This is a genomic window from Hymenobacter gummosus (genome assembly GCF_003970915.1).
Taxonomy (GTDB): domain Bacteria; phylum Bacteroidota; class Bacteroidia; order Cytophagales; family Hymenobacteraceae; genus Solirubrum; species Solirubrum gummosum.
In genome coordinates this window covers 127,824-149,137 of record NZ_RXOF01000016.1, presented here as the reverse complement: position 1 = coordinate 149,137, position 21,314 = coordinate 127,824, and the positions used below count along the sequence as shown (strand labels likewise).

The window sequence follows — 21,314 nt, the reverse complement described above, 5'->3', positions numbered from 1 at the left end:
TGCGCCTCCTGGTCGGCTCTGTGTTCGGGCCGGCACTTTTACTCTTAGAAGCCCCCCAGCGGCTCGTTGACACCTGCCGACGGCCGCCGCGCCGAGAAATCAGGGGCAGCATTGAGTCGGGCCGGAACGGGTGGGCTTTGAAAGTAAGTAACACCAACTGAGGTAATCAGCACTACTAACAACCTGGCTTTTGAGGACTTTTCAGGTCGAATACGAATGTAAACTTATTTACTACCACTAGGTAGTAAGTAAGTTTACTAGCCTGACCGGGGCGGCTTGCGCGGCCAAAGTGCGCAGAAATTCGGCGGCAGATGCCTTATTTTTGAAGTTGCATCGCCACCAATATTCGCCATGAGAGTCCTTCACACCGCCGACTGGCACCTGGGCCAGCACTTCCTCACCGGGCAGGAACGCCTGACGGAACAGCGGCTGTTTCTGGACTGGCTGCTGACCACGGTGCGGGCACAAGGCGTGGATGCGCTGGTGCTGGCCGGCGACGTGTTCGATACCACCTCGCCCTCGCACGCGGCCCAGGAGCTATACTACAACTTCCTGGTGCAGATGCAGGGCAGCGGCTGCCGCCACATTGTGGTGGTGGGCGGCAACCACGACTCCCCCACCCTGCTGAACGCCTCGCGGCAGCTGCTGCGGCAGCTGCGCATTCACGTGGTGGGCAACGTGCCGGCCGAGTCCGCCGAACAGGTGCTCACACTGGACCGCGCCGACGGCCGCCCCGGCCTAGTGGTGTGCGCCGTGCCCTTCCTGCGCGACCGGGACATCCGACTGGCCCTGCCTGGCGAGACGCCCGAAGAGCGGCAGCAGCGCGTGCGCGACAGTATTGCGGCCCACTACGCGGCCCTGGCCGCGCACGAAACCGTGCAGCGCCCCCGCGAGCAGGACGTGCCCGTGCTGGCCACCGGCCACCTCTATGCCGCCGGCGGCGAGGCCCGCGAGGGCGCCGAGCGGGACGTACACATTGGCGGGCTGGGGCTGGTGGGGGCCGAGCATTTCCCTGCCGCCTTCGATTACGTGGCGCTCGGCCATTTGCACCGCCCGCAGGTGGTGGGGGGCCAGCCGCACATCCGCTATTCCGGCTCCCCGGTGCCGCTGTCGTTTACGGAGGCCGACGACCGGCAGCAGGTGCTACTACTGGAGTTTTCCGGGGCCGGCGCCGCGCCCAGCATCACGGCCCTGCCCGTACCGGTGGCGCGGCGGCTACAGCGCTTCCACGGCACGCTGCAGGAAGTGGAGGCCGACATCCTGGCCTACGACAACGCAGCCTTTCAGCTGGTGGCCTGGGCCGACGTGCTGGTGCACTCCGACGAAGCCCCGGCCGAGGTGCAGCGCCGCGTACAGGTCGCCCTGCAGCACCAGAAAGCCCAGGTGCTGGCTCCGCGCGGGGTGCGCCACCAGCGCGCCACCGAAGCCCCCGATTTGGCCGCCACCGTAGCCCCGCAGCAGATGCTGAGCGATCTGTCGGTGGAGGAGGTGTTTGCCCGCCGCGTGGCCGGGCTGCCGCCCGAGCGCGCCGCAGCCCTCACCGCCACCTTCGGGGAGCTGCGCCAGCTGCTGGCCGAAGCCGACCCGGCCGCCTGGGGCGGCACCGGGGAATAGCATGTAGCGTCGCCTTGGCTTCGTCTTCCTTTGGGTTAGCCCGCGTCCGTCAGATAGTAACTTTCCTCATTCGCATTCCAGCCGTCCTGATATAATCGTTCGGGCGGACGCGGGCTGAAGCCCGCGCTACTCCTATGAAAATCATCAGCGTCCGTTTCGCCAACCTCAACTCGCTGCCCGGCCCCTACCTCATCCGGTTCGACACGACGCCGCTGGCCGATACGGGCCTGTTTGCCATTACCGGCCCCACCGGCGCCGGCAAAAGCACCCTGCTCGACGCCATTTCGGTGGGGCTGTACGGCCGCGTGCCCCGCCACGACCGGCAGGTGGGCGAAATGGTAAGCCGCCACGCGCCCTACGCCTTTTCGGAGGTGGAGTTTGAGGTGTACGCCACCGACGCCGACTCGGGCGAGGTCCAGCGGGTGCGCTACCGCTCGCGCTGGGAAGTGCGCCGCAAAACCCGCGGCGAGGACAAGGGCGGACTGAATCAGGACGCTATGTCGCTGGTCATGAGCCCGTCGAACGAGGCCGTTATCAGCGGCAAGGAGGCGGTGCCGGCCAAGGTAGGTGAGCTGTCGGGGCTGGATTTCGGGCAGTTCGAGCAGGCCATCCTGCTGAGTCAGGGAAAGTTTGCCCGCTTTCTGCACGCCCCCGAGAAGGAGCGCAGCGCCCTGCTCGAAAAGATGACCAACGTGGGCATCTACTCCCGGCTGTCGGTAGCGGCCTTCGAAAAGGCCAAGGAAGAAGAGCTAAAAACCAAGCTGCTGCAGGCCAAGCTCGACGCCACCAAGCTGCTGACGGAAGAGGAGCGCGCCGCGCTGGAAGGCGAGCTGGACACGCTGCACGGGCAAACCGAGCTGCACTACCAGGAGCAGGAAGACCTCACGCTGTGCCTTACCTGGCGCACCATCCTCGACCAGCTGGACCGCCAGCTCGACGCCGCGGCCCGCGAGGCGGAGCGCCTGCGCCTGCTCGATGCCCAGCTGCAGCCCGAGTTTGCCCGCCTGCTCGACCACCAGCGCGCTGCCGCCGTGGCCACGCCCCTGGCCCTGGCCGAAGTAGCCGAGCAGGCCGTGCGCGCCGATGAGCGGAAGCTGCAGGACCTGGAGCGGGAGCTGCCGCTGCTGCACCAGGCCAGCGCCACGGCCGCCGCCGCCCAGCAGACCGCCCACGAGCAGCACGCCGCCGCCCAGACCGAGGAAAGTCAGCGCCTGCCGCTGCTGGAGGAAGTAGGCCGGCAGGACGCAGCCATTGCCGTGGAGCACCAGCAGCTGGTGAAAAAGCGCGCCGCCCACGCCCAGGAGCAGCAGGCCGTGCAGCAGACGCAGGCCGATTTGGCCCGCCAGGCCGAGGAAATTACCCGCTTGCAAACCGAGGACGCCGCCCTGAACCAGTGGCTGATTGCCCACAGCGCCGAGGCGGATTTGAAAAGCCAGCTCAACGAGCTGAGCCGGGAAATCATCGACTTGCAGGCCGCCCAGCAGGAAATAGCCGCCCGCGAGGCCCGGCGCCAGGAGCTGCTGAAAAACCAGCAGGCCACGGCCGCTGACCTGCACCGCCAGCAAACCCTGGAACAAGAGGCCCTGACCCGCCGCGAGGCCATCCGGCAGGAAGGCCAGCCCAGCCGCACCGAGCACGACGCCCTGCTGCAGGGCACCACCGTGGCCGCTTTGGATGAACACATCGACGGCCTCAACGCCTACCTGCAGGGCCTGCAGCAGCTGCTGCCCGTGGCGCGCGACCTGCAGAAGCACCAGGCCAGCGCCGACACTCTGGGGGCCGCCATCGAACGGGAAGCGCCGGCCCTGGCTATGGCCGAAACGGCCTACCAGCACCTGGAAGTGCGGCAGGCCGACGGGCAGCGGCTGCTGGAAAGCTACCAGCGGGAGCTGCGCGCCCAGCAAGTCCTGGCCGACCTCAACGCCCACCGCCAGCACCTGCACGCCGGCCAGCCCTGCCCGCTGTGCGGGGCCGTGGAGCACCCGTTCGGGGCCGATTTCCAAGCCGAAACCACCGAGCAGGAGCGCCGCGAAGCCGAGCAGAAACAGGCCGTGGCCCAGCTGGAGCAGGAGCTGCGACAGGCGGCTACCGAGCTGGCCCGCCGCCAGACCGAGCAGCGCCAGCGCCAGCAGCAGCTGCAGGAAGCTTTGGCCGCCGCTGAAACCGCCCGCCAGCAAGCCGCTACCCTCAGCCTCGCGCTGCAGCCCACCCCGGCCCGGCCCACCGAGCCCGAAGCCCTGCAGACGCTCATGGCTGAAGCAGCGGAGCAGCTGACGGCGGCCCAGACGCGCCGCAACCGCATCAAAGTCCTCAGCATTCAGCTGGAAGAGCTGCGCGAGAAGTTTCAGCAGGCCAAGGACGCCGCCGCGGCCGCCCAGCAGGAAATTCCGCGCCTGCTGGACCGCCAAGCCGGTTTCGAAGCCGACCTGCGCACCCTGGCGACGGAACTGGCGCACTGGCGCGAGCAGGCCGCCATCTTCCAGCAGACCATCCGCGAGTACCTGCAACCGCACCAGCTGCCGCTGCCCGCCAACCTGGTGTTCGATGGCGTGCTGGCCACGCTGCAGGACCGCGCCCTGCAGTACGAAGCGCAGGTGAGCAAGCTCAAGGAGCTGGGCGCGAAGCTGCTGGAGCGCAGTAGCCAGCACAAGTCGCAGGCGGAGGAGCTGGGCCGGCGGCAGCAGCAGCTGGCCGCCGCCGCCGCCGCCCTGGACGCCGAGCAGCTGGCCCTGGACCAGCAGCGCGCCGCCCGCCAGGCCCGCTACGCCGGCCAGGACCCCAGCGCCGAGGCCGAGCAGCTCCGCCGCGGCACCCAGCAGCTGGCCGCCGCCCTCACCGCCGCCCAGCAGCAGCTGGCCCGCCAGCAGCAGGAGTTGGCCGTCAAGCAAAACAGCCAGCAGGAGCTGAAAACCCAGCTTACCGCCGACCAGGCCACCCACGCCGCCCGGCAGGCCGAGCTGGCCGCGGCCCTTACCAAAGCCGGCCTGGGCAGCGCTGACGAAGCCCGCCGCCTGCTGCTGCCCGCCGCCGAGGCCGCCCGCCTGGAGCAGCGCCGCCAGGAGCACCGCACGGCCCAGCAGTCGGCAGCCCGCCGGCTGACCGACCTCACCGCCGAGCAGCAACACCACGCCGAAGCCTTCCTCACTGCCCTGAACACCACCGAGTTGTCGGCGCGCTTGCACGAGCTGGCCGCCGCCGACGATATTCTGCAGCAGCGCCTCGGCGCCGTCAGCAACCAGCTGGCGCAGGACGACGCGGCCCGGCAGCAGCAGGCCGAAGGGCAGCGGGAGCTGCAGCTGCGCCGCCGGGAAGAGCAGCGCTGGCAGGATCTGAGCGAGCAAATCGGCTCGGCGCGGGGTGACAAGTTCAGCCAGTTTGCCCAGGGCCTCACGCTCAGCCACCTGGCCCGCCTGGCCAACCTGCGCCTGCGCCAGCTCACCGGCCGCTACACCATTCTCAAAACGCCCAACCGCAACCTGGAACTGCAGATTATCGACCACGACCAGGCCGACACCGTGCGCCCCATGGCTTCCCTGTCGGGCGGCGAGAGTTTCCTCGTCAGCTTGGCCTTGGCCCTGGGTTTGAGCGAGCTGGCCGGCCACAAAGCCCGCATCGAGTCCTTGTTTATCGACGAAGGCTTCGGTACGCTCGACCCCGATTCGCTCAACACCGCCCTCGATGCGCTGGAGCGGCTGCAGCATTCGGGCAAGATGATTGGCGTCATCTCGCACGTCACCGATCTGAAAGAGCGCATCGGCACCCAGATCCGGGTGCGGCCCGGGGCCGGCGGCAACAGCACCGTGCACATCGTGGACGTGATGGGCCAGGAAACCAGCTGCGCCGCCCCGGAAGCGCCGTAAACCCCAGTGACCCTACGCCTCTGAAGTGACAATTCCGCCGCCGTTACCCGGTGCGGCCAAGGCGCCCGACACCGCTGCGCCAGCCGCCCGCACCTCGTCCCAGCTCCAGTAGCGGCGGGGTTCGAGGCCGGCGTAGTGCTGCCGAAAGAAGCGGACTACCAGCTCTTCCATTTCTTCGGCGCCGAGGCTGGAAGCGTAGATGGGGCGCTGGTCGGGGTCGGCGTAGCGCTGGGCTTTGCTGAGCCGGCGGCCCTGCAGGCGCAGCAGCGGGCCGGTGTCGGTGACGCCGTCGGCGGCCCAGTGGTAACCGCTGGTTTCCTGCGCGTTCAGCTGCGCCACCAAGGCGTCGAGGGGCAGGCGCGGGCGCGTGGGGCGGCTTTCGAGGTCAACCCAGGTGGTGTACTTGTACTCGAATTCGTAGCGGTGGCCGTCGTAGAGACTTAGCACCATGTCGGTGCCGGCCGTGGGGCCAAACAGGGCGTAGTACGGCAGCGGCTCGGGCGTGCGCACCACCGTCAGGCCGATATCGGGGTAGCGGCGCAGCTGGGTGGCGGGGCTGTGCAGCGCGGCCACGGCGGCGCGCACCCGCTCGTATTCGGGAAGCCAGGCGGCGCGGCCGAGGGCGGGATTTTCCACGATGGCGGCGAAGCGGGGCAAAAACCAGTCGAACTTCTCGGCCGAGGCTTCGTCTTCGCGCCGGCGCCGGGCCGGAGCCCCGAACGGCTCGTAGAAACGGGCTTTTTCCTCGGCGTTCAGCCAGCACACCAGCTGCAGGGCGTGGTCGGCCCGCGCATCGTGCCAGTCGATTTCGCGGAAGTCGCCGAGCACGGCCACCAGGCGCAGCAGCTCGGCGTGCCGCCGGGCCAGCTCCGGGTTCAGCAGGGCCCACACGCCTACAAAACCGTCGACGTCGAAGTGGTTGGCCGTCACGTAGCGGGCGGCCGTCAGCGCGGCGGGCGGCTGGGCCACGGCGCGCAGGGCCGAGCCGGCGCTGGTATCGTCCTGGTAGGTGGCGGGCGTGGGCGCGCCGCGCCAGTGGGCCAGCGTGAGGGCGGCGCGGGGCAGGATGCTGTCGACCACCACCGTGGCGCCGGGGCGGCGGCGGGCTTCGGCGAAGGGCAGGAACTGGAGCGGGGCCATACGGCGGCAAAGAAACGGCCGCCGCGGCAGAATCAGCGGCGCCGGCGCCGGTTGCTGATGCGCTCCACCCGGCTGCGCCGGATCCAGTGCAGGTATTTCTGCAGCTCTTCGGCCTGCTGCAACTCCTGCACGGTGTGGTAGTGGCGGGCGAGCTGGCGGTTGGTCAGCAGCAGGTGCACCGAGCTGTGGCAGGGCTGGCACAGCTCCACGGTGGGGCCGTAGCGGCCGCCCTCCTCGCGCGGCACCAGGTGGTGGCGCGAGGTCTGCTGCACCAGCCGCTCGCACAGCTGGCAGCGCGTTTCGGGCGGCGGGGCCGGGGCGGGCGGACCAGATTTCGGGCGGCGGGACACGGTAGGGCTGTACGCCGCCGCGCCAGCGGAGGATGCAGCCGGCGGCCCGGAGGGGCTTGCAGAGCAAAAAAAAACGCCCGCTAATATTCCACTATGCTTACCAGATTTATATATTTGATAGCGTGCGGTGTTGCAGCACCGCCAGCGTTTCAACCTTTTTCACTGGTGCAGGCTTTTATTGCATTTGCCTGGCATCGGGGCGCCGACCCACTTCCACCGGCCTGCGGCCTGCTCCTCACCCTTCACTTCGCCTCACATTCACTCTCCTACTCTTCCGCTCTATGAACACTTCTACTACCGCTTTGTGGAAACGCTTCAGCTGCCTGGCCGGGCTGCTGGTGGGGCTCCTGCTGAGCGCACCCCGGGCCGAAGCCCAAACCTGGCTTGTGTCGACGGACCCCTACGTGAAAATCGGCGTGTCCGATAAATTCGGGCAGCTCGGCGCCTACACGGCGAAGTTTATCGTCACCAACCAGACGACTGGCAAGGAGTATACGCTCGTGCGGGAAGTCGAGAAAGGCCAGAACGGCATCGACGTGCTGTTTCCGAGCCCGGCCACCGAAAACGAATATTTCAAAACCGAAACCGGCATTGCCGCCAACAGCCAGCCCGGCAACTATACCTGGCAGTGCGAGGTGGGCGGCAAACGAGTGGCCGGCGGCCGCTTCGTCATGCCCACCGTGTCCAACGACGTGACGGTGGTCGACAAGCGCCGCTAGCCCCGCTTCTGCGGCCGTTTACCGACGGCGCCCGGCTCCTCGTGCAGCCGGGCGCCGTCGTGGTTTTTCACCCCTTCCGGCCGCGGCCTCGTATAGCCGGGTATCACCAAGCCGCCTTCCACGATTATGGCCAAAAAGTCCTTCGCCGAGCTTATCAGCAGCCCCGGCATGCCCGTCCTGGTTGATTTTTACGCCGACTGGTGCGGCCCCTGCAAAGCCATGGCGCCCATTCTGCAGCAAGTAGCCGCCCAGCACCAGGGCAAGCTCAAAGTCATCAAAGTGGACGTGGACCGCAACCCGGCCGCCGCCCAGCAGTTCCGGGTGCAGGGCATTCCCACGCTGATTCTGTTTCACCAGGGCCAGCCCGTGTGGCGGCAGTCGGGCGTGGTGCCCGAGCCCCAGCTCAACCAGGTGCTGGCCGGCTACTTGTAAGCCCGTTGCCCGCCTGAGCTTAGCCAGCTGGCGGCAGTTACAAGCCAGGCTTTTTTACGCGCAACGGCCGCCGTTCCACGCTCGGAACGGCGGCCGTTGCTTTTTTACTGCTCGGCTGTATGCCCCGACGACCGTCGGTTATTTGCCCTTGGCGTAGCGTTTCAGGCTTTGGTTGGCTTCGGGATTGAGCTGGGCGGCTTTTTCCAGGTCGGCGCGGGCTTCTTCGGGCTTGTTGATGCTGGAGTAGCTGATGCCGCGGTACTCGTAGGCGTCGGCGTAGCTGGGGTCCAGCTCGATGGCCTTGTTGAAGTCCGGAATGGCGCCCTTGAAGTTGTCGAGCGACATTTTGGCCAGGCCGCGGCCGAAAAACGACTCCTTGTCGGTGGGACGGTAGCGCAGCACCTTGGTGAAGTCGCTGATGGCGGCGTTGTACTCGCGGGTTTTCACCCGGGTCAGGCCGCGGTTGTAAAGCGCGTCGGGGTTGGTAGGCTTCAGGCGCAGGGCCATGTTAAAGTCGGTCATGGCCTCGCGGTAGTTTTTCAGCCCGGCCTGGGCCCGGCCGCGGGCCAGGTAGGCATCGGCGTCGCGGGGCTTGGCTTTCAGGGCCGCGTCGGCGGCTTTGATATCGGCCTTGTACTCGGCGTTGCTGCGCTTGACGGTGGCCGCGGCGGCGGCCGCGGCAGGGGCCGGCGCGGGCGTTACGGTCGGGGCGGTGCCCGGCGGGTTGGCCGCGTCGGCGGGGGCTACGGCAGCATCGGTGGCGGGCGTGGCCGGGGCGGTGCTGGCGGTAGCCGGGGCGGCGCCGGAGTTAGACGAGCTAGCGGCGGAGGTTTCCGCGGCGCGGGCGCGGCCGGCCATGCTGGGCGTTTCGTTTTCGCGGGTGGCCGAGCACTGGGCGGTCAGCAGCACGAACAAGAGGCCGGCAGCGGCGGCCGGAATACGGGGTATGAAGTGGCTCATGGCGAGTCGGGAAAGGAAAAAGACAGGAAATGCGGCAAAACCCAATGGCGGATTCGGGGTTGTATACGGCTGTCGGCGACTTAGGTAACGCCAATTGGGGCGGTATGGCCGGGGCGGCTATCTTTGCCGGCCCGGCCCCCTGCGGTTCCGGCCCCCATTTGCTCATTTTTCCCCTCTCAGAACAGTTTACTATGGCATTGCAATACGACGTAGTCGTGATTGGCTCGGGCCCTGGCGGCTACGTAGCGGCCATCCGCGCCTCCCAGCTGGGTTTCAAAGTCGGCGTGGTAGAGCGTGAGTCGCTCGGCGGCATCTGCCTCAACTGGGGCTGCATCCCCACCAAGGCCCTGCTCAAGTCGGCCCAGGTATTCGACTACCTGAAGCACCCGCAGGACTACGGCCTCTCGGCCGACAACGTGGGCTACGACTTCGGGGCCGTGGTAAAGCGCAGCCGCGGCGTAGCCGACGGCATGAGCAAGGGCATCAACTTCCTCTTCAAGAAAAACAAGATTGACGCCATCATGGGCACCGCCAAGGTGACCAAGCCCGGCTCGATTGAGGTGACCAAGGCCGACGGCGGCAAGGAAACCGTGGAGGCCAAGCACATCATCCTGGCCACCGGCGCCCGCGCCCGGCAGCTGCCCAACCTGCCCATCGACGGCAAGAAAATCATCGGCTACCGCGAGGCCATGGTGCTGCCCCAGCAGCCCAAGTCGATGGTGGTGGTGGGCTCCGGCGCCATCGGCGTGGAGTTTGCCTACTTCTACGCCACCATGGGCACCAAAGTGACCATCGTGGAGTACCTGCCGCGCATCGTGCCGGTGGAGGACGAGGAAGTGTCGAAGCAGCTGGAACGCTCGTTCAAGAAAGCCGGCATCGACATCCTGACCTCGGCCGAGGTGACCAAAGTGGACACCGCCGGCCAGGGCTGCAAGGTGAGCATCAAAACCGCCAAGGGTGAGCAGCAGCTGGAAGCCGACATCGTGCTGAGCGCGGTGGGCATTCAGCCGAACCTGGAAAACATCGGCATCGAGGAGCTGGGCATCACGGTAGAGAAAGGCCGCGTGAAGGTCGACGAGTTCTACCGCACCAACGTGCCCGGCATCTACGCCATCGGCGACATCGTGCCCGGCCCGGCACTGGCGCACGTGGCTTCGGCCGAAGGCATTACCTGCGTGGAGGCCATTGCGGGCCACCACCCCGAGCCCATCAACTACGGCAACATCCCCGGCTGCACCTACTGCACCCCGGAAATTGCCTCGGTGGGCCTGACCGAAGAAGAAGCCAAAAAGCAGGGCTACGACGTGCTGGTCGGCAAATTCCCCTTCTCGGCCTCCGGCAAGGCTTCGGCCTCGGGCGCCAAGGACGGCTTCGTGAAAGTCATCTTCGACAAGAAGTACGGCGAGTGGCTGGGCGCCCACATGATTGGCGCCGGCGTGACGGACATGATTGCCGAAGCCGTGGTGGCGCGCAAGCTCGAAACCACCGGCCACGAAATCATCAAGGCTATTCACCCCCACCCCACCATGTCGGAGGCGGTGATGGAAGCCGCCGCCGCCGCTTACGGTGAGGTAATTCACCTGTAGGCCGTCAGTTTACTGATTGCACAAACGGCTTTGCTGGGCTTCCCGGCAAAGCCGTTTTTTCTGCCTCACCCCGCATGATTCGTCTGATAACTCTTCTTGGCGCCGGCGGCCTGCTGCTGACCCGGCCCGCGCTGGCCCAGCAACCCGCAACGGTCACGCCGCCCGATACGCTGCACCTGCAGCAGGTGCTGGACGGCCCCAACCCGGGCCTCGTGCTGCCCGGCAAGCTGGCGGTGCGTAAGGTGCTCGGCGGCCGGGCGCGCCTCCTGCTGCCGGTCGATTTTCAGCCTCTCGACCGCGCCGCGCTGGAAGTCAAATATCCCCGCGACGACCGGCCGCAGGAAGTGTATTCCGACGCCGCTATTTCCGTGAACCTGGCCTTTCAGCAGAAGCCCGTGGCCCTGACTCAGGCGCAAATCACGCCCGCCCTGGCCGAACAGCTGCTCACGTCCATCCGGCGCGGCTTCCCGACGGCCAAGGATTACGGGCACGGCGTCAAAACCATCAACGGCCGGAAAGTGGCCTACCTGGAAGTGCTGACGCAGGCTACCGACACGAAGGTGTATAACCTGATGTTCGTAACCGACGTGAACGGGCGCGCTGCTATTGCCACCTTCAACTGCACCGAAGACCAGGTGAAACGGTGGCAGCCGGTGGCCCGGCAGATGCTGAACCCGCTGCAGGTGCCGTAGCGCCGCTTGAATAGAAGCCAAACGCCCCGCTAGAACCACGTTCCGGCGGGGCGCTGTGCTTTTACCAGGGCCAGTAGTCGATGGGCGAGTTGACGCGGGCGTGCAGGCGGCCTTTCAGCAGCCGGTTCAGCAGCACGAAGCCGTGCAGGTAGTTCGGCCGGACGTCCTGAATGGCCGCGTGCTGCCAGCCGCTGTCGTCTACTACCCGTTGGAAGTCCTCTTGGCTTTCGAACACCAGCTCGCCCGTTTCCCACAGCAGTTGCATGGCCCGGCGGCGGAAGCGGTGCAGCGTGGGCCCGGTCAGGTAGTCCGGCTCGTGCCGGATGCGCCGGATAATCTGCTCACTCAGGCGGCAGATGAGGGCCCGGCGCGCCGGCGTGGTCAGGTGCTCCGCCAGCTCAAGCGACATGCCACCGTAAATCAGCGGTAGCGCCTGCAGGGCCAGGCGTTGCTTGTAGGCCAGCAGCCAGGGCTCGGCCGCCGCCGGGGGCTGGGCTTCGATGGCATCGATGAGGCACAGCTGCATGGCTTCGACAAACCCATCCCGCGCCCAGAAGCCGGTATTGTCGGGGAGGTGGATAAAGCTGCTTCCCATGCAAACGGGGTAGAAACAGATATAGCAAGCGAAAGTAGCCTTCTCGGGTACCAAGAAGCAAACAGCCCGGCAGCGTGGTGCTGCCGGGCTGTTTGCTTTGGTGGCTCTTACGGAACCAGGGGGGCCTTTAGGGCCGGCCCCGGTCGCGGGGGGTGTCTGGGCCGCTCCAACTGCGGCTGGGGCGCCGGGCGGGGGCATCGGTCTGATACGAGTCGGGGCCGTGGTTGTAGTCAAGAAAGTCGTTGGGAGCCCGGCGGGGCGGCTTCGGGGCGTCCGGGCGGCCGTCGGAGTGCTGCTTGGGGGTTTTATCGGTGGATTTCGGGAAGTAGCTCATTGCGGTAGGGTTGAACGGTGGCGGGAAACGGAACAAGTCGCAGCGCTACAGCGGCTGCACGTCGCCGATATTGCTGGCGCCGGGGTCCACATCGCCCTGGGTATCGGGCTGAACGTCGGCCGCCGAGGGGTCGGCGGCGGGGGTGGCATCCTCGGCGGCCTGGTTTTCGGCCGTTTCGGTATCGGCCTCAGGCGCGGCGGCCGGGGCCGGCGGAGCGTCGGGGCGGGGCGCGTTGGTCAGGGCGGCCTGGTCGGCGCTCTGGCTGTCGGGCGCGCCCTTGGTGGGCGCGGGGTTGTCGGCCGGGTTGGGCTGCTGGGGGGTGGGTGTGGGCTTGGGTTCCATGGTGTGGGCGCGGCTAAGGCAGGCGCCACCCACGTGTGGCGCCTTATTCTTTAATACGGCAAAAAGCCCGGTCATGGCTGAGGCAGCAGCCCGGGTTCGGGCGACTCCGCCAGCCCGGACGTAGGTGGCGCGGCGGCCGGGGCTGGGGCACCGGTGGCGCCGGCCCGCTTACCAGCGCTGGTTGTTGGTCCGCTAGTACCAGTACCAGGTAGCTACTTCCTTGACCGGAACTCGGCACGACGGCCGAAAGCCAACTTTCTACCCCGGCAGGAAGCCTCGTTGCCCTGCCCCATGGTGGCCTGCTGCCTGTTGGCCAATGGCTTTTCGTGCCACTATTTACACCCTAACAAAACAGGGCCATTCCGGCGGGAATGGCCCTGTTGACGCTGCAGATGGCTACGCCCGGCGCACTCAGATGCCGCTGTTAGTGCAGGTGTTGCCGCCAATGGTAGCCCCGGCGCCGTTGCTGGCCGTCACGGCGGCCTTCACGCTGCTGGCACCCAGCACCGACAAGGTGTAGGGCGGCGTGAAGGCCGTGCGGCCGTTGCCGGCGGCATTGCCCGACACGTTGGTAAACAAGTTGCCCGTCACCTGCACGGCCGTAGAGTTGCTGGCCATCAAATCGATGGGGCGGCGCAGGCCCTCAAACACGTTGTTCTGCACCAGCAGGTTGGCCTCGAAGCCGGCCTGCACGCCGGAGGTGGCACTGGTGCTGTTGAACAGGCTGTTGACCACGTGCACCTTGCCGAAGCGCACCCGGGGCATGCGGGCCACGCAGCCCGGGGCCCACCAGCAGCGGGCGAAGGTGATGTTGAGCTTACCCCGGTCGGCGGTGGCGTCGTCGCCCGAGCCGATGAGGTTGCTGAAGCGGTGGTCGTCGGAGCCGCCGGGGCCGTCGGGGCGCGGGGCTTTCAGGTAAGCAAACTTGGTCCACGACACGGTCACCAGGTCGGTGGTGTTCTTGAAGTCCAGGTTGCCGTCGACACCGTCGCGGAACTCGCAGTGGTCAATCCACACCCGGGTGCAGGCATCCACCGTCATGTTGTCCTGCCCGTCCACGTCGTAGGCCCCGGGTCCCTCGAAGATGAGGTTGCGGATGAGCACGTTGCTGCAGCGCTTCATGTAGATGATGCCCGAGCCGCTGGCCGTCTGATCGGCCGACACAAGCCGGGCCCCGGCCGAGCCGAACAAGGTCTTGCCCGACTGGTCCTGGAAGCTGATGCGCCCGCCCGAGGGAATGGTAATCGTGCCGTTGACTTGCACCACCTTCACCGTAGCGGTGGTCAGGGCCGTTTTCAGCTGGGCGTAGGTGGTTACGACGGTGGGCGTGGCCGTGCCGCCGCCGAGGGTGCCGCCGCTCTGCGCGGCCCAGCCCTGGGCGCCGCAGGTAGCATCGGCCGCGGCGGCGGGAGTGGTGAGCGGGGCGGCGGAGGCGGGAGCCGGGCTGCTCTGGTCGCAACCGACGAGCAGGGTGGTGCCGGCCAGCAGAGTGCCGGCCAGGATGGCGGATACGTTCATTTGTGGTGGGAATTGGTTGTGGTAAGCCGCTGCCACGACCGTGGCAGGCGGGTAAGAGCGGGGCGAAGTTGGCAAGCGAGCTTGCCGGGCAGCGGGCCCGGTGGCGCGGGCCGCCGAGGCGTAAGGGAGGCGTGCTAGCGCCTTGGTAATTTTATATCAAAGGAAGCGGCACCATCCAACATCCAATGCGTGCCCCCAGGATAAATCTGCGCAATCGATGCCGGCAACGTTGTCAGTGGAATGATTACATTGCACAAAAATTTGCAACAAGCAGCGCAAATAAGTACCTATTTATTAATCAAAATCCCAGGCCAGGGGCAGCGGACCCAGCCTGGGGTTGCGAGGTTGTTGCTGGAAATGTACATCGGTGTCGGCATCGCGTCCCCGGCGGCACAGCTACTGCGGCTGCTTTTCGAGCACGTACACGTGCAGGCGCTGGCGGAGCTCAAAGCCGAGCTTCAGATACAAAGGGTAGGCCGGCAGGTTGTCCTCGTACACGTGCAGGAAGGGCGTGCGGCCGGCGCGCTGAATCAGGCCGAGCTGGTGGCGCAGCAACTGGGCCGCGTAGCCGCGGCCGAGGTGCGCGGGGTGGGTGCACACCGCGCTGATTTCGACGTAGGGCGCGGGCTGCAGCCGCTGCCCGGCCATGGCCATCAGCTGCCCCTCGTGGAAGATGCCGTAGTAATTGCCGAAGGCGATGGTGCGGGGCAGAAACGGGCCGGGGTTGGTCAGGGCCGTGAGGGCGCGCATGGCGGGCACGTGCTGCTCGTGCAGGGCCACCAGCTGGCTGGTGTCGACGGCGGGGGCCGCGGGCTGCGGGTACACCAGCTGCAGCAGCTCCCGGTGCAGTCGCGGCTGCCAGCCGGCGGGCAGCTCGACGGGCCCGGCGGTGAACAGGATGACGGGGCCATTGGCCGGCGTCAGCTCGTGCAGGCGGGCAAAGGCCCGGGGCGAGTATTCGGCCAGGCCTGCGAAGGCGCCCACGTCGCGGGGTAGCACGCGGGCCAGCTCGTCGCCGATGGCCAGGGGGGCGTTGCCGGTCAGCAGGGCGTTCCAGATGGGGTTGTCGAGGGGGTGTTCCATGTCAGCGGGGCCGAAGTACGCCAATGCGCGGGGTTTCGCCGTCGAATAACCGCGCCGCCTGGCGTGGGTTTAGCCTCCCTCCTACCCATATCCGGCGACGTGCCTCATCAACCTGTAACGCGTTCGGTCGGGCCTGTTATGGGTTTGGCCGGGCTCGTGACACGCTTGGCAGACCTTGTGACGGGCTTGACTGAACCTGTTAGACGTTTGGCGGAGCCTGTCTGGCACTTGGCCGGGCTTGTGACGCGCTTGGCGGAGCCTGTTATGGAGTTGGCAGCGCCTGTGATAGGGTTGGCGAAGCTTGACACGCGTTTGGCGGAGGCTGCTACGGGCTTAGCTTACCCGGAAAATCGTCTGTCACAAAAAAGCACGTCATGCTGAGCTTGTCGAAGCATCTCTACCGCTTCGTCAGATAGTACACTCAACGAATGAAGTAGAGGTGCTTCGGCATGCTCAGCATGGCGTGCTAGAAGCTGCCTAGGATAAGTCGCTTAGACTGGCCCGTTGGCCAGGGCTTACTCGTCGTAGCGGCGCCGGGCCTCCGGGGTGACGGGCGCGAATAGGTTGACCAGGTTGCCGTCCGGGTCGCGCAGCAGCAGGGAGCGGTTGCCCCAGGGCATGGTGGTGGGGGCCTGCACCACGGCGGCGGCGTCGAGGTTGGCAGCCAGGCGCTGGTAGTCGGCATCCACGTCGGCCACGCGGAACTCCAGGAACACCGAGCGGTTGGCAGCGGGCTGGGCTACCGCGTCGCCGCCCGACAGGGCCAGGGTGCGCGGCGTGCCGATGCCCAGGGTGGCGGTGGGCGTCAGCAGCTCCACGAAATCCTCGGTGTAGCGCGTCACCGCGAGGCCAGTGACGTGCTCGTAGAACTGCACCAGGCGCGGGAGGTCGGCGGTGATGATGCGGGCAGAAACAAACTTCATGGGGCCTGAAAAAAAGTGAATGATGCGGCAAAGCACCACCCGCCCACTGACAGCCTTATGGCAGTCGGTTTCCGGCCCCCGAAAAAAAGTTTACCCCGTCGGCGGCAGGTGCAACTCGGCTATGTACTCGGTGAGCAACTGGTGCTCGGCCCGGCTGAATGGGCGCGTGGTGGCCGTCAGCCGCCGGATGCGGGCCACTTTGAAGTCGCGGTAGGCCTGGCGCAGCTGGCACCAGCCGATGAGGTGCCAGGCGAAGTTGTAGAAGGCCAAACCGATGGGCTCGACGTAGCGCTGGCTCGGCTGGCCGGCTTTGTCGCAGTACTCCAGCTCCACCGCGCAGCGCTCGGCCAGGGCCGTTTGCAGGGTGGCCAGGTAGTCGGCGGGGCCCCGGAAATACTCGGGCAGGTGCAGCTGGATGCTGCTGGTAAACTGCTGGAGCCGGGTGCGGTCGGGCTCCCGCAGCACGGCCTTCACCTTGCTGAGGGCGGTGCCAACGTGGGCCTGAATGCTGGCGTCGGTGAGGGTGGCGGCCAGGGCTTCCAGCAGCACCAGGGCGTTGGCCTCGGCCGGGGTGAAGGCTATCGGCGGCAGGAAGTAGCCCTGCACCAGAAAATAGCCCTTGTTCGGCTCGAAGCTTACCGGAATGCCCTGCTCGCCCAGGGCCTTGATGTCGCGGTACACCGTGCGCACACTGATGCCAAACTGCGCGGCCAACTCCTCGGCCGGGACGTATTTTTTGGCCTGCAGCAGGGTGGTCAGGCCAAACAGGCGCTCAATGCGGTTCATAGCGCAAGGTAGCGGCGGGCCGGGGTTTCGGGAGGGCCCTGGCTTACTCCTCCGCGCTTTCGTACTGGCTGAAATACCAGTCATTGGAGTACGCGGCAATGAGGCGGCCATCCTGCATGATGAGGCTGCAGCCGTGGCCGGCCCATTCGGGCTCGAAGTCGAGGGCGCCGTAGCGGTGGCGCAGCCCCGGCTCCTCCTCGGGGATGGAAAAGTGCTTGAGGTTGCTCTTGGCGTAGGCATCCTCGGCCGAGTAGATACCGAATTCGCGCTGGTTGACCTGCTGGTGGGTTTCACCCTTCCCGGGCTGCACGCCGTAGTCGATGTTGTCGAAATCAGCCTGGCAGTCGTCCCACAGCAGCTGCTTGACGCGGGGCAGCTCGGCCGGGGTCTGGGCCATGAAATCGTTGAGCACGGCTACCATCTGCGCGGTGATGACGCGGCCGGAATCGAAGGCGGGCAGGAAGCGCACCGTCACCGGCTGGCCCAGCAGGGCCGAATCGACGGTGAGGGTGGCAAAGTCCAGGTCGTCCCACTGGCAGCGGTGGAGGATTTCGGCTTGGGTCACGGCATTCATTACACTGCGTCAGCTGGCGCGGCTTGTAAATGGGTGCGTAGCTGCTACACGGCCGGCTTCAGCACAATCTGCACGCTGATATTCAGGGCTTCAAACACGCGGCGCAGGGTGGCCAGCGTGACGTTGGAGGGGTTGCGTTCCAGCTTGCTGATCTGCGACTTCTGCACGCCCAGGCGGGCACCCAGCTCATCCTGGGTGAGGTGGTGGCGCTGCCGGTATTCCCGGATGGCTTTGGGCAGCATTTCCAGCTCAATGCGAGCTTCGTACTCCTGGCGGTCGGGGGTACCGGGTGCGCCAAACAGTTCATCTTCCAAGTCGTTGAAGGCAACCAGCTGGAGCGGCGACTCTTCGTAGGAAGGAGTTTTTTCGGGGGTTTCTGCTTTCGTTTTCATCGTGGCACAACGTTTCTATTCCACTCAGTTTGATTAAAGGCCATAAGGCCGGCACTGCGTTGCTGACGGTCGTCTATTTACCAAAGTGAGCTTTCTTCATCTGCTCGGCTTTTTTGATTTCCTGCGGCGGGGTTTTCTGCGTTTTCTTGTCCAGCCCGTGGGTACACACGATGAGCGTTTCCACCTCGCCCCTGGCATCCCAGAACGCAAACAGCCGGTAGGTATGGTTCGGCGCGTTGACGCTGAATTCGTAGATACCGTCGGTTCCTGTGAGCTTTTTGAAGTTGTAGGCCGTTTCGCCTTCCTGCAGCCGCCGGATACTCACCCCGAACTCCTGCCGCACCGCTTTGTCCACCGCTTTCAGAAAATCCCGGGCCTCCGGGGTCAGCACGGCCTTCACGGGTTTGCGTAGCGGCGACATAGCAACGTGGTAACGGTTAGTCTACTTCAAACATACGGCAAAAGTTTCCATACAGCGACACTTGCTTACGCAGTGCTGTGTCGCTGGTATTTTCTGACAGCCGGAGTCATAGCCAGTGTCCGCACGTCGCGTTGCCGGCTTGCCGCTGGAGCGGCAGTGGAGGCTGTGACTCCACGTCAGGGCTGGGCACGGGTTACGCTGCGCTAAACTCGCGCTAGTCGGGCCATTTGGAGCCGACACGGCCTACTAGTCGACATAAAAATAACTTATTACCTCAGCGACTTTATTTCCATCAAAATACACTTGCCGTAGCCTGTAGTGTGTTGAAGTTGGGCTCTGACTGTATTCGTAGCCAACGAAATGCTTTTTACTGTCATACTTTGTATACTCGTATGGTTTCCATACCACCAACGGCTTACCATGAATTTGCTCTACTTGTTGCTGGCTCATCCCAATACTTATTTTAGCAAAATCAGAATGAGAGTAATCAGGAGCATACTGTGTATTTTCACCCAAAAACAAATTCCATATTTCGCCGCTTATTCCATCAAGCCTTATTACATCATATTTAGCAACTAGATAAACAGACGCTATTGACGCCACGAGCAACGCAAGCTTCTTCATATTTTTTTATGAGGCACAACGCGTATCCTCAATCCAATATTGCTATATAAACCTCACGGCCGCGCTGCCATCGTAAACACCAGCTCCCCGCCGGTCATAATTGCCTCGTGGGCGAGGAAGGGCCGGGTAAGTTTCTGGCCGTTAAGGCGGGCTTCCTTCACGTAGACGTTTTTGTCGCTCTGGTTGCGCACCGTGATGCGGAAGGTTTTGCCGTTTTCCAGGTTCAGCGTGGCACTGTGCACGGCGGGGCTGCCCAGGGCGTACTCCGGGGAGCCGGGCGCTACCGGGTAGAAGCCCAGGGCGGAGAAGATGTACCAAGCCGACATCTGCCCGCAGTCGTCGTTGCCACCGAGGCCGTCGGGGGTGGGGCGGTACATCTTGGGCAGGATCATGCGCACGCGGGCCTGCGTCTTCCAGGGCTGGTCGGTCCAGTTGTAGAGGTAGGCGGCGTGGTGGGCGGGCTCGTTGCCGTGCACGTAGTTGCCGATGATGCCCTCGCGGGTAATGTCCTCGGTTTCGGCGAAGAACTTATCGGGCAGGTGCATGGTGAACAGCGAGTCGAGGTGCTCGGTGAAGCGGCGGTTGCCGCCCATTTTGGCGATGAGCGCCGTGGGGTCCTGGGGCACGTAGAGGCTGTAGTTCCAGGCGTTGCCCTCGATGAAGCCCTGGTTGTGGGTGCTCAGCACGTCGAAATTCGGGCGGAAAGAGCCGTCGGCTAGGCGCGGGTGCATGAAGCCGATGCGCGGGTCGTACACGTTCTGCCAGTTTTGGGCCCGCTTGCTGAATTCCTGGTAGATGTCCTGACGGCCGAGCTTCTGGGCCATCTGGGCGATGCACCAGTCGTCGTAGGCGTATTCGAGGGTTTTGGAAACGGAGGAGCCGCTTTTGTCCTCGGGCACGTAGCCCAGCTGCAGGTAGTAACCGATGCCGTCGTAGCGGGCGGTGCGGGCGGTGGTCACGCAGGCGTCGAGGGCTTTGTTGGCATCAAAAGGCGCATTGCCTTTCAGCACGGCGTCGGCCACCACGGGCACCGAGTGGTAGCCGATCATGCACCAGTTTTCGTTGGCGTAGTGGCTCCAGATGGGCAGCATGTGCTCGGCGCTCTGCTCGAAGTGGGCCAGCATGGAGCGCACCATGTCGGCGTTGCGCCGGGGCTGCAGCACGTTGAAGAGCGGGTGCAGGGCGCGGTAGGTGTCCCAGAGCGAGAAGGTGGTGTAGTTGGTGAAGCCCTCGGCGCGGTGGTTGTTCTGGTCGAGGCCGCGGTACTGGCCGTCGGCGTCCATGTAGGTTGTCGGGCTCAGGAAGGCGTGGTACATGGCGGTGTAGAAGTTCTCCTTGTCCTCGCGCTTCGGCGACTCGATAACCACCTTGCTTAGCTCCTGCTGCCAGAGCTGCCGGGCCTGGGCCTTCACTTTGTCAAAATCCCAACCGGGGGCTTCGCTGCGCAGGTTCTGCAGGGCGCCGGCGGTGCTCACGGGCGAGAGGGCGAATTTGACTTTGACCTTCTCCCCCACTGCCGTGGTCTTGAAGTTGAAGTACATCCGCAGCTGCTCGCCGGCTAGATCGGGAAAGTTCTTGGTCTGGTCGAACTTGCCCCAGAAGCCGCGGTAGGCCTGCTTCTTGGCGTAGTTGCGGCTGCCGTAGTCGGTGAAGGGCCGCGAGAAGCTCAGGGCGAAGTACACCGTGCGGGTGCGGGCCCAGCCGTTGGTCTGGCGGTAGCCGGTGACGAGCGTGTCGTTTTCCACCCGCACGAAGGTCCACACGTTCTTGTCCGGGTAGTTATAGATGCCGTGCATCAAATCCAGGATGAGGTGGGCCTGGTCGGTGGCCTGCGGGAAGGTGTACTGGTGCATCCCGACGCGGTTGGTGGCCGTCAGCTCGGCCAGGATGCCGTGGTCTTCGAGCTGCACCCGGTAGTAGCCGGGCTCGGCCACTTCGGTGGCGTGGAGGAAGCGGGAGCGGTAGCCGCGCTCGGGCTGCTGGGCGGTGCCGGGATTGAGCTGCAGCGGGCCGGCGGTGGGCATCAGGAGGAAGTCGCCGAGGTCGGAGTGGCCGGTGCCGCTGAAGTGGGTGTGGCTGAAGCCGACGATGGTGGGGTCCTGGTACTGGTAGCCGGCGCAGTACTTGTACACGTCGGGGTTGTACTTGCCGTCCTGCTCGTAGCTGAGCGTATCGGTATCGGGCGAGAGCTGCACCATGCCGAAGGGCACCGTGGCGCCCGGAAACGTGTGCCCCATCTTGGCCGTGCCCACGATGGGCTTGGCGTACTGGGTGAGGTTTTCGGCGGGTTTTGGTTGCGGCTGCTTCTTTTGGGCGAAAGTTGGGGCGGCGGCAAGGAGCAGCGCGGCGAGGACAGGTAAGCGGAGCAT

21 protein-coding genes are annotated in these 21,314 nt (G+C 65.5%); 6 read left to right on the top strand and 15 right to left on the bottom strand.

The genetic code is table 11. The features are described 5' to 3' along the window. The first annotated feature begins 351 nt into the window (after positions 1-351). Together EJV47_RS22670 and EJV47_RS22665 are read left to right on the top strand one after the other, a co-directional pair. Positions 352-1,614, top strand: coding sequence for an exonuclease SbcCD subunit D C-terminal domain-containing protein (locus EJV47_RS22670; protein WP_126695492.1), 1,263 nt, complete (start codon positions 352-354; stop codon positions 1,612-1,614). Positions 1,615-1,748: 134 nt separating this feature from the next. After that, entirely contained in the window at positions 1,749-5,474 is a 3,726-nt protein-coding gene (locus EJV47_RS22665; protein ID WP_126695491.1) for an AAA family ATPase, read from the top strand. A gap of 12 nt (positions 5,475-5,486) precedes the next feature. On the opposite strand, the gene EJV47_RS22660 is transcribed toward EJV47_RS22665, so the two are convergent. Together EJV47_RS22660 and EJV47_RS22655 are read right to left on the bottom strand one after the other, a co-directional pair. Continuing rightward, complete coding sequence (locus tag EJV47_RS22660; RefSeq protein WP_207895970.1) at positions 5,487-6,614, bottom strand: DUF6687 family protein; 1,128 nt, start codon at positions 6,612-6,614, stop codon at positions 5,487-5,489. A 32-nt stretch (positions 6,615-6,646) separates the two neighbouring features. Continuing rightward, on the bottom strand, positions 6,647-6,964 hold the full coding sequence (locus tag EJV47_RS22655; protein WP_207895969.1) for an HNH endonuclease: 318 nt from the start codon (positions 6,962-6,964) through the stop codon (positions 6,647-6,649). A gap of 281 nt (positions 6,965-7,245) precedes the next feature. Here EJV47_RS22655 and EJV47_RS22650 point away from each other — a divergent pair, with 281 nt between their 5' ends. Together EJV47_RS22650 and trxA are read left to right on the top strand one after the other, a co-directional pair. Continuing rightward, positions 7,246-7,683 (top strand): hypothetical protein, encoded by a 438-nt coding sequence (locus EJV47_RS22650; protein ID WP_126695490.1) that lies wholly within the window; start codon positions 7,246-7,248, stop codon positions 7,681-7,683. A gap of 126 nt (positions 7,684-7,809) precedes the next feature. Beyond that, a complete protein-coding gene (gene trxA / locus EJV47_RS22645; protein WP_126695489.1) occupies positions 7,810-8,115 on the top strand; it encodes a thioredoxin in 306 nt (101 codons plus the stop codon). A gap of 138 nt (positions 8,116-8,253) precedes the next feature. Here the strand turns inward: trxA and EJV47_RS22640 are convergent, their stop codons facing one another. Continuing rightward, the gene (locus EJV47_RS22640) at positions 8,254-9,075 is read right to left on the bottom strand and encodes a tetratricopeptide repeat protein (protein WP_126695488.1); all 822 of its coding nucleotides are present in this window, start codon (positions 9,073-9,075) and stop codon (positions 8,254-8,256) included. 191 nt (positions 9,076-9,266) lie between these two features. On the opposite strand from EJV47_RS22640, the gene lpdA reads away from it, so the two are divergent. Both lpdA and EJV47_RS22630 read left to right on the top strand, forming a co-directional pair. After that, on the top strand, positions 9,267-10,661 hold the full coding sequence (gene lpdA, locus EJV47_RS22635) for a dihydrolipoyl dehydrogenase (protein ID WP_126695487.1): 1,395 nt from the start codon (positions 9,267-9,269) through the stop codon (positions 10,659-10,661). A gap of 74 nt (positions 10,662-10,735) precedes the next feature. After that, positions 10,736-11,353, top strand: coding sequence for a hypothetical protein (locus EJV47_RS22630; protein ID WP_126695486.1), 618 nt, complete (start codon positions 10,736-10,738; stop codon positions 11,351-11,353). 61 nt (positions 11,354-11,414) lie between these two features. Here the strand turns inward: EJV47_RS22630 and EJV47_RS22625 are convergent, their stop codons facing one another. The 12 genes from EJV47_RS22625 to EJV47_RS22570 all read right to left on the bottom strand — a co-directional run bounded on the left by EJV47_RS22625 (position 11,415) and on the right by EJV47_RS22570 (position 21,314). Beyond that, positions 11,415-11,948 carry a hypothetical protein gene (locus tag EJV47_RS22625; protein ID WP_126695485.1) on the bottom strand — a complete coding sequence of 178 codons (534 nt, stop codon included), beginning with the start codon at positions 11,946-11,948 and terminating at the stop codon, positions 11,415-11,417. Between the two features lie 127 nt (positions 11,949-12,075). Beyond that, positions 12,076-12,282, bottom strand: coding sequence for a hypothetical protein (locus EJV47_RS22620; RefSeq protein WP_126695484.1), 207 nt, complete (start codon positions 12,280-12,282; stop codon positions 12,076-12,078). Between the two features lie 45 nt (positions 12,283-12,327). Further along, positions 12,328-12,624 (bottom strand): hypothetical protein, encoded by a 297-nt coding sequence (locus EJV47_RS22615; protein ID WP_126695483.1) that lies wholly within the window; start codon positions 12,622-12,624, stop codon positions 12,328-12,330. 411 nt (positions 12,625-13,035) lie between these two features. Further along, the gene (locus tag EJV47_RS22610; RefSeq protein ID WP_126695482.1) at positions 13,036-14,142 is read right to left on the bottom strand and encodes a pectate lyase family protein; all 1,107 of its coding nucleotides are present in this window, start codon (positions 14,140-14,142) and stop codon (positions 13,036-13,038) included. A gap of 396 nt (positions 14,143-14,538) precedes the next feature. After that, positions 14,539-15,225, bottom strand: coding sequence for a GNAT family N-acetyltransferase (locus EJV47_RS22605; protein WP_126695481.1), 687 nt, complete (start codon positions 15,223-15,225; stop codon positions 14,539-14,541). A gap of 515 nt (positions 15,226-15,740) precedes the next feature. Then, positions 15,741-16,148 (bottom strand): VOC family protein, encoded by a 408-nt coding sequence (locus EJV47_RS22600; protein ID WP_126695480.1) that lies wholly within the window; start codon positions 16,146-16,148, stop codon positions 15,741-15,743. Positions 16,149-16,238: 90 nt separating this feature from the next. After that, complete coding sequence (locus EJV47_RS22595) at positions 16,239-16,934, bottom strand: helix-turn-helix transcriptional regulator (protein ID WP_126695479.1); 696 nt, start codon at positions 16,932-16,934, stop codon at positions 16,239-16,241. A 43-nt stretch (positions 16,935-16,977) separates the two neighbouring features. Beyond that, the gene (locus EJV47_RS22590; protein ID WP_165903889.1) at positions 16,978-17,508 is read right to left on the bottom strand and encodes a hypothetical protein; all 531 of its coding nucleotides are present in this window, start codon (positions 17,506-17,508) and stop codon (positions 16,978-16,980) included. A gap of 44 nt (positions 17,509-17,552) precedes the next feature. Continuing rightward, a complete protein-coding gene (locus EJV47_RS22585) occupies positions 17,553-17,900 on the bottom strand; it encodes a helix-turn-helix domain-containing protein (protein WP_126695477.1) in 348 nt (115 codons plus the stop codon). 73 nt (positions 17,901-17,973) lie between these two features. Next, on the bottom strand, positions 17,974-18,321 hold the full coding sequence (locus EJV47_RS22580) for a type II toxin-antitoxin system RelE/ParE family toxin (RefSeq protein WP_126695476.1): 348 nt from the start codon (positions 18,319-18,321) through the stop codon (positions 17,974-17,976). A 246-nt stretch (positions 18,322-18,567) separates the two neighbouring features. Further along, complete coding sequence (locus EJV47_RS22575; RefSeq protein WP_126695475.1) at positions 18,568-18,945, bottom strand: outer membrane protein assembly factor BamE domain-containing protein; 378 nt, start codon at positions 18,943-18,945, stop codon at positions 18,568-18,570. A 53-nt stretch (positions 18,946-18,998) separates the two neighbouring features. Continuing rightward, complete coding sequence (locus tag EJV47_RS22570; protein WP_126695474.1) at positions 18,999-21,314, bottom strand: GH92 family glycosyl hydrolase; 2,316 nt, start codon at positions 21,312-21,314, stop codon at positions 18,999-19,001.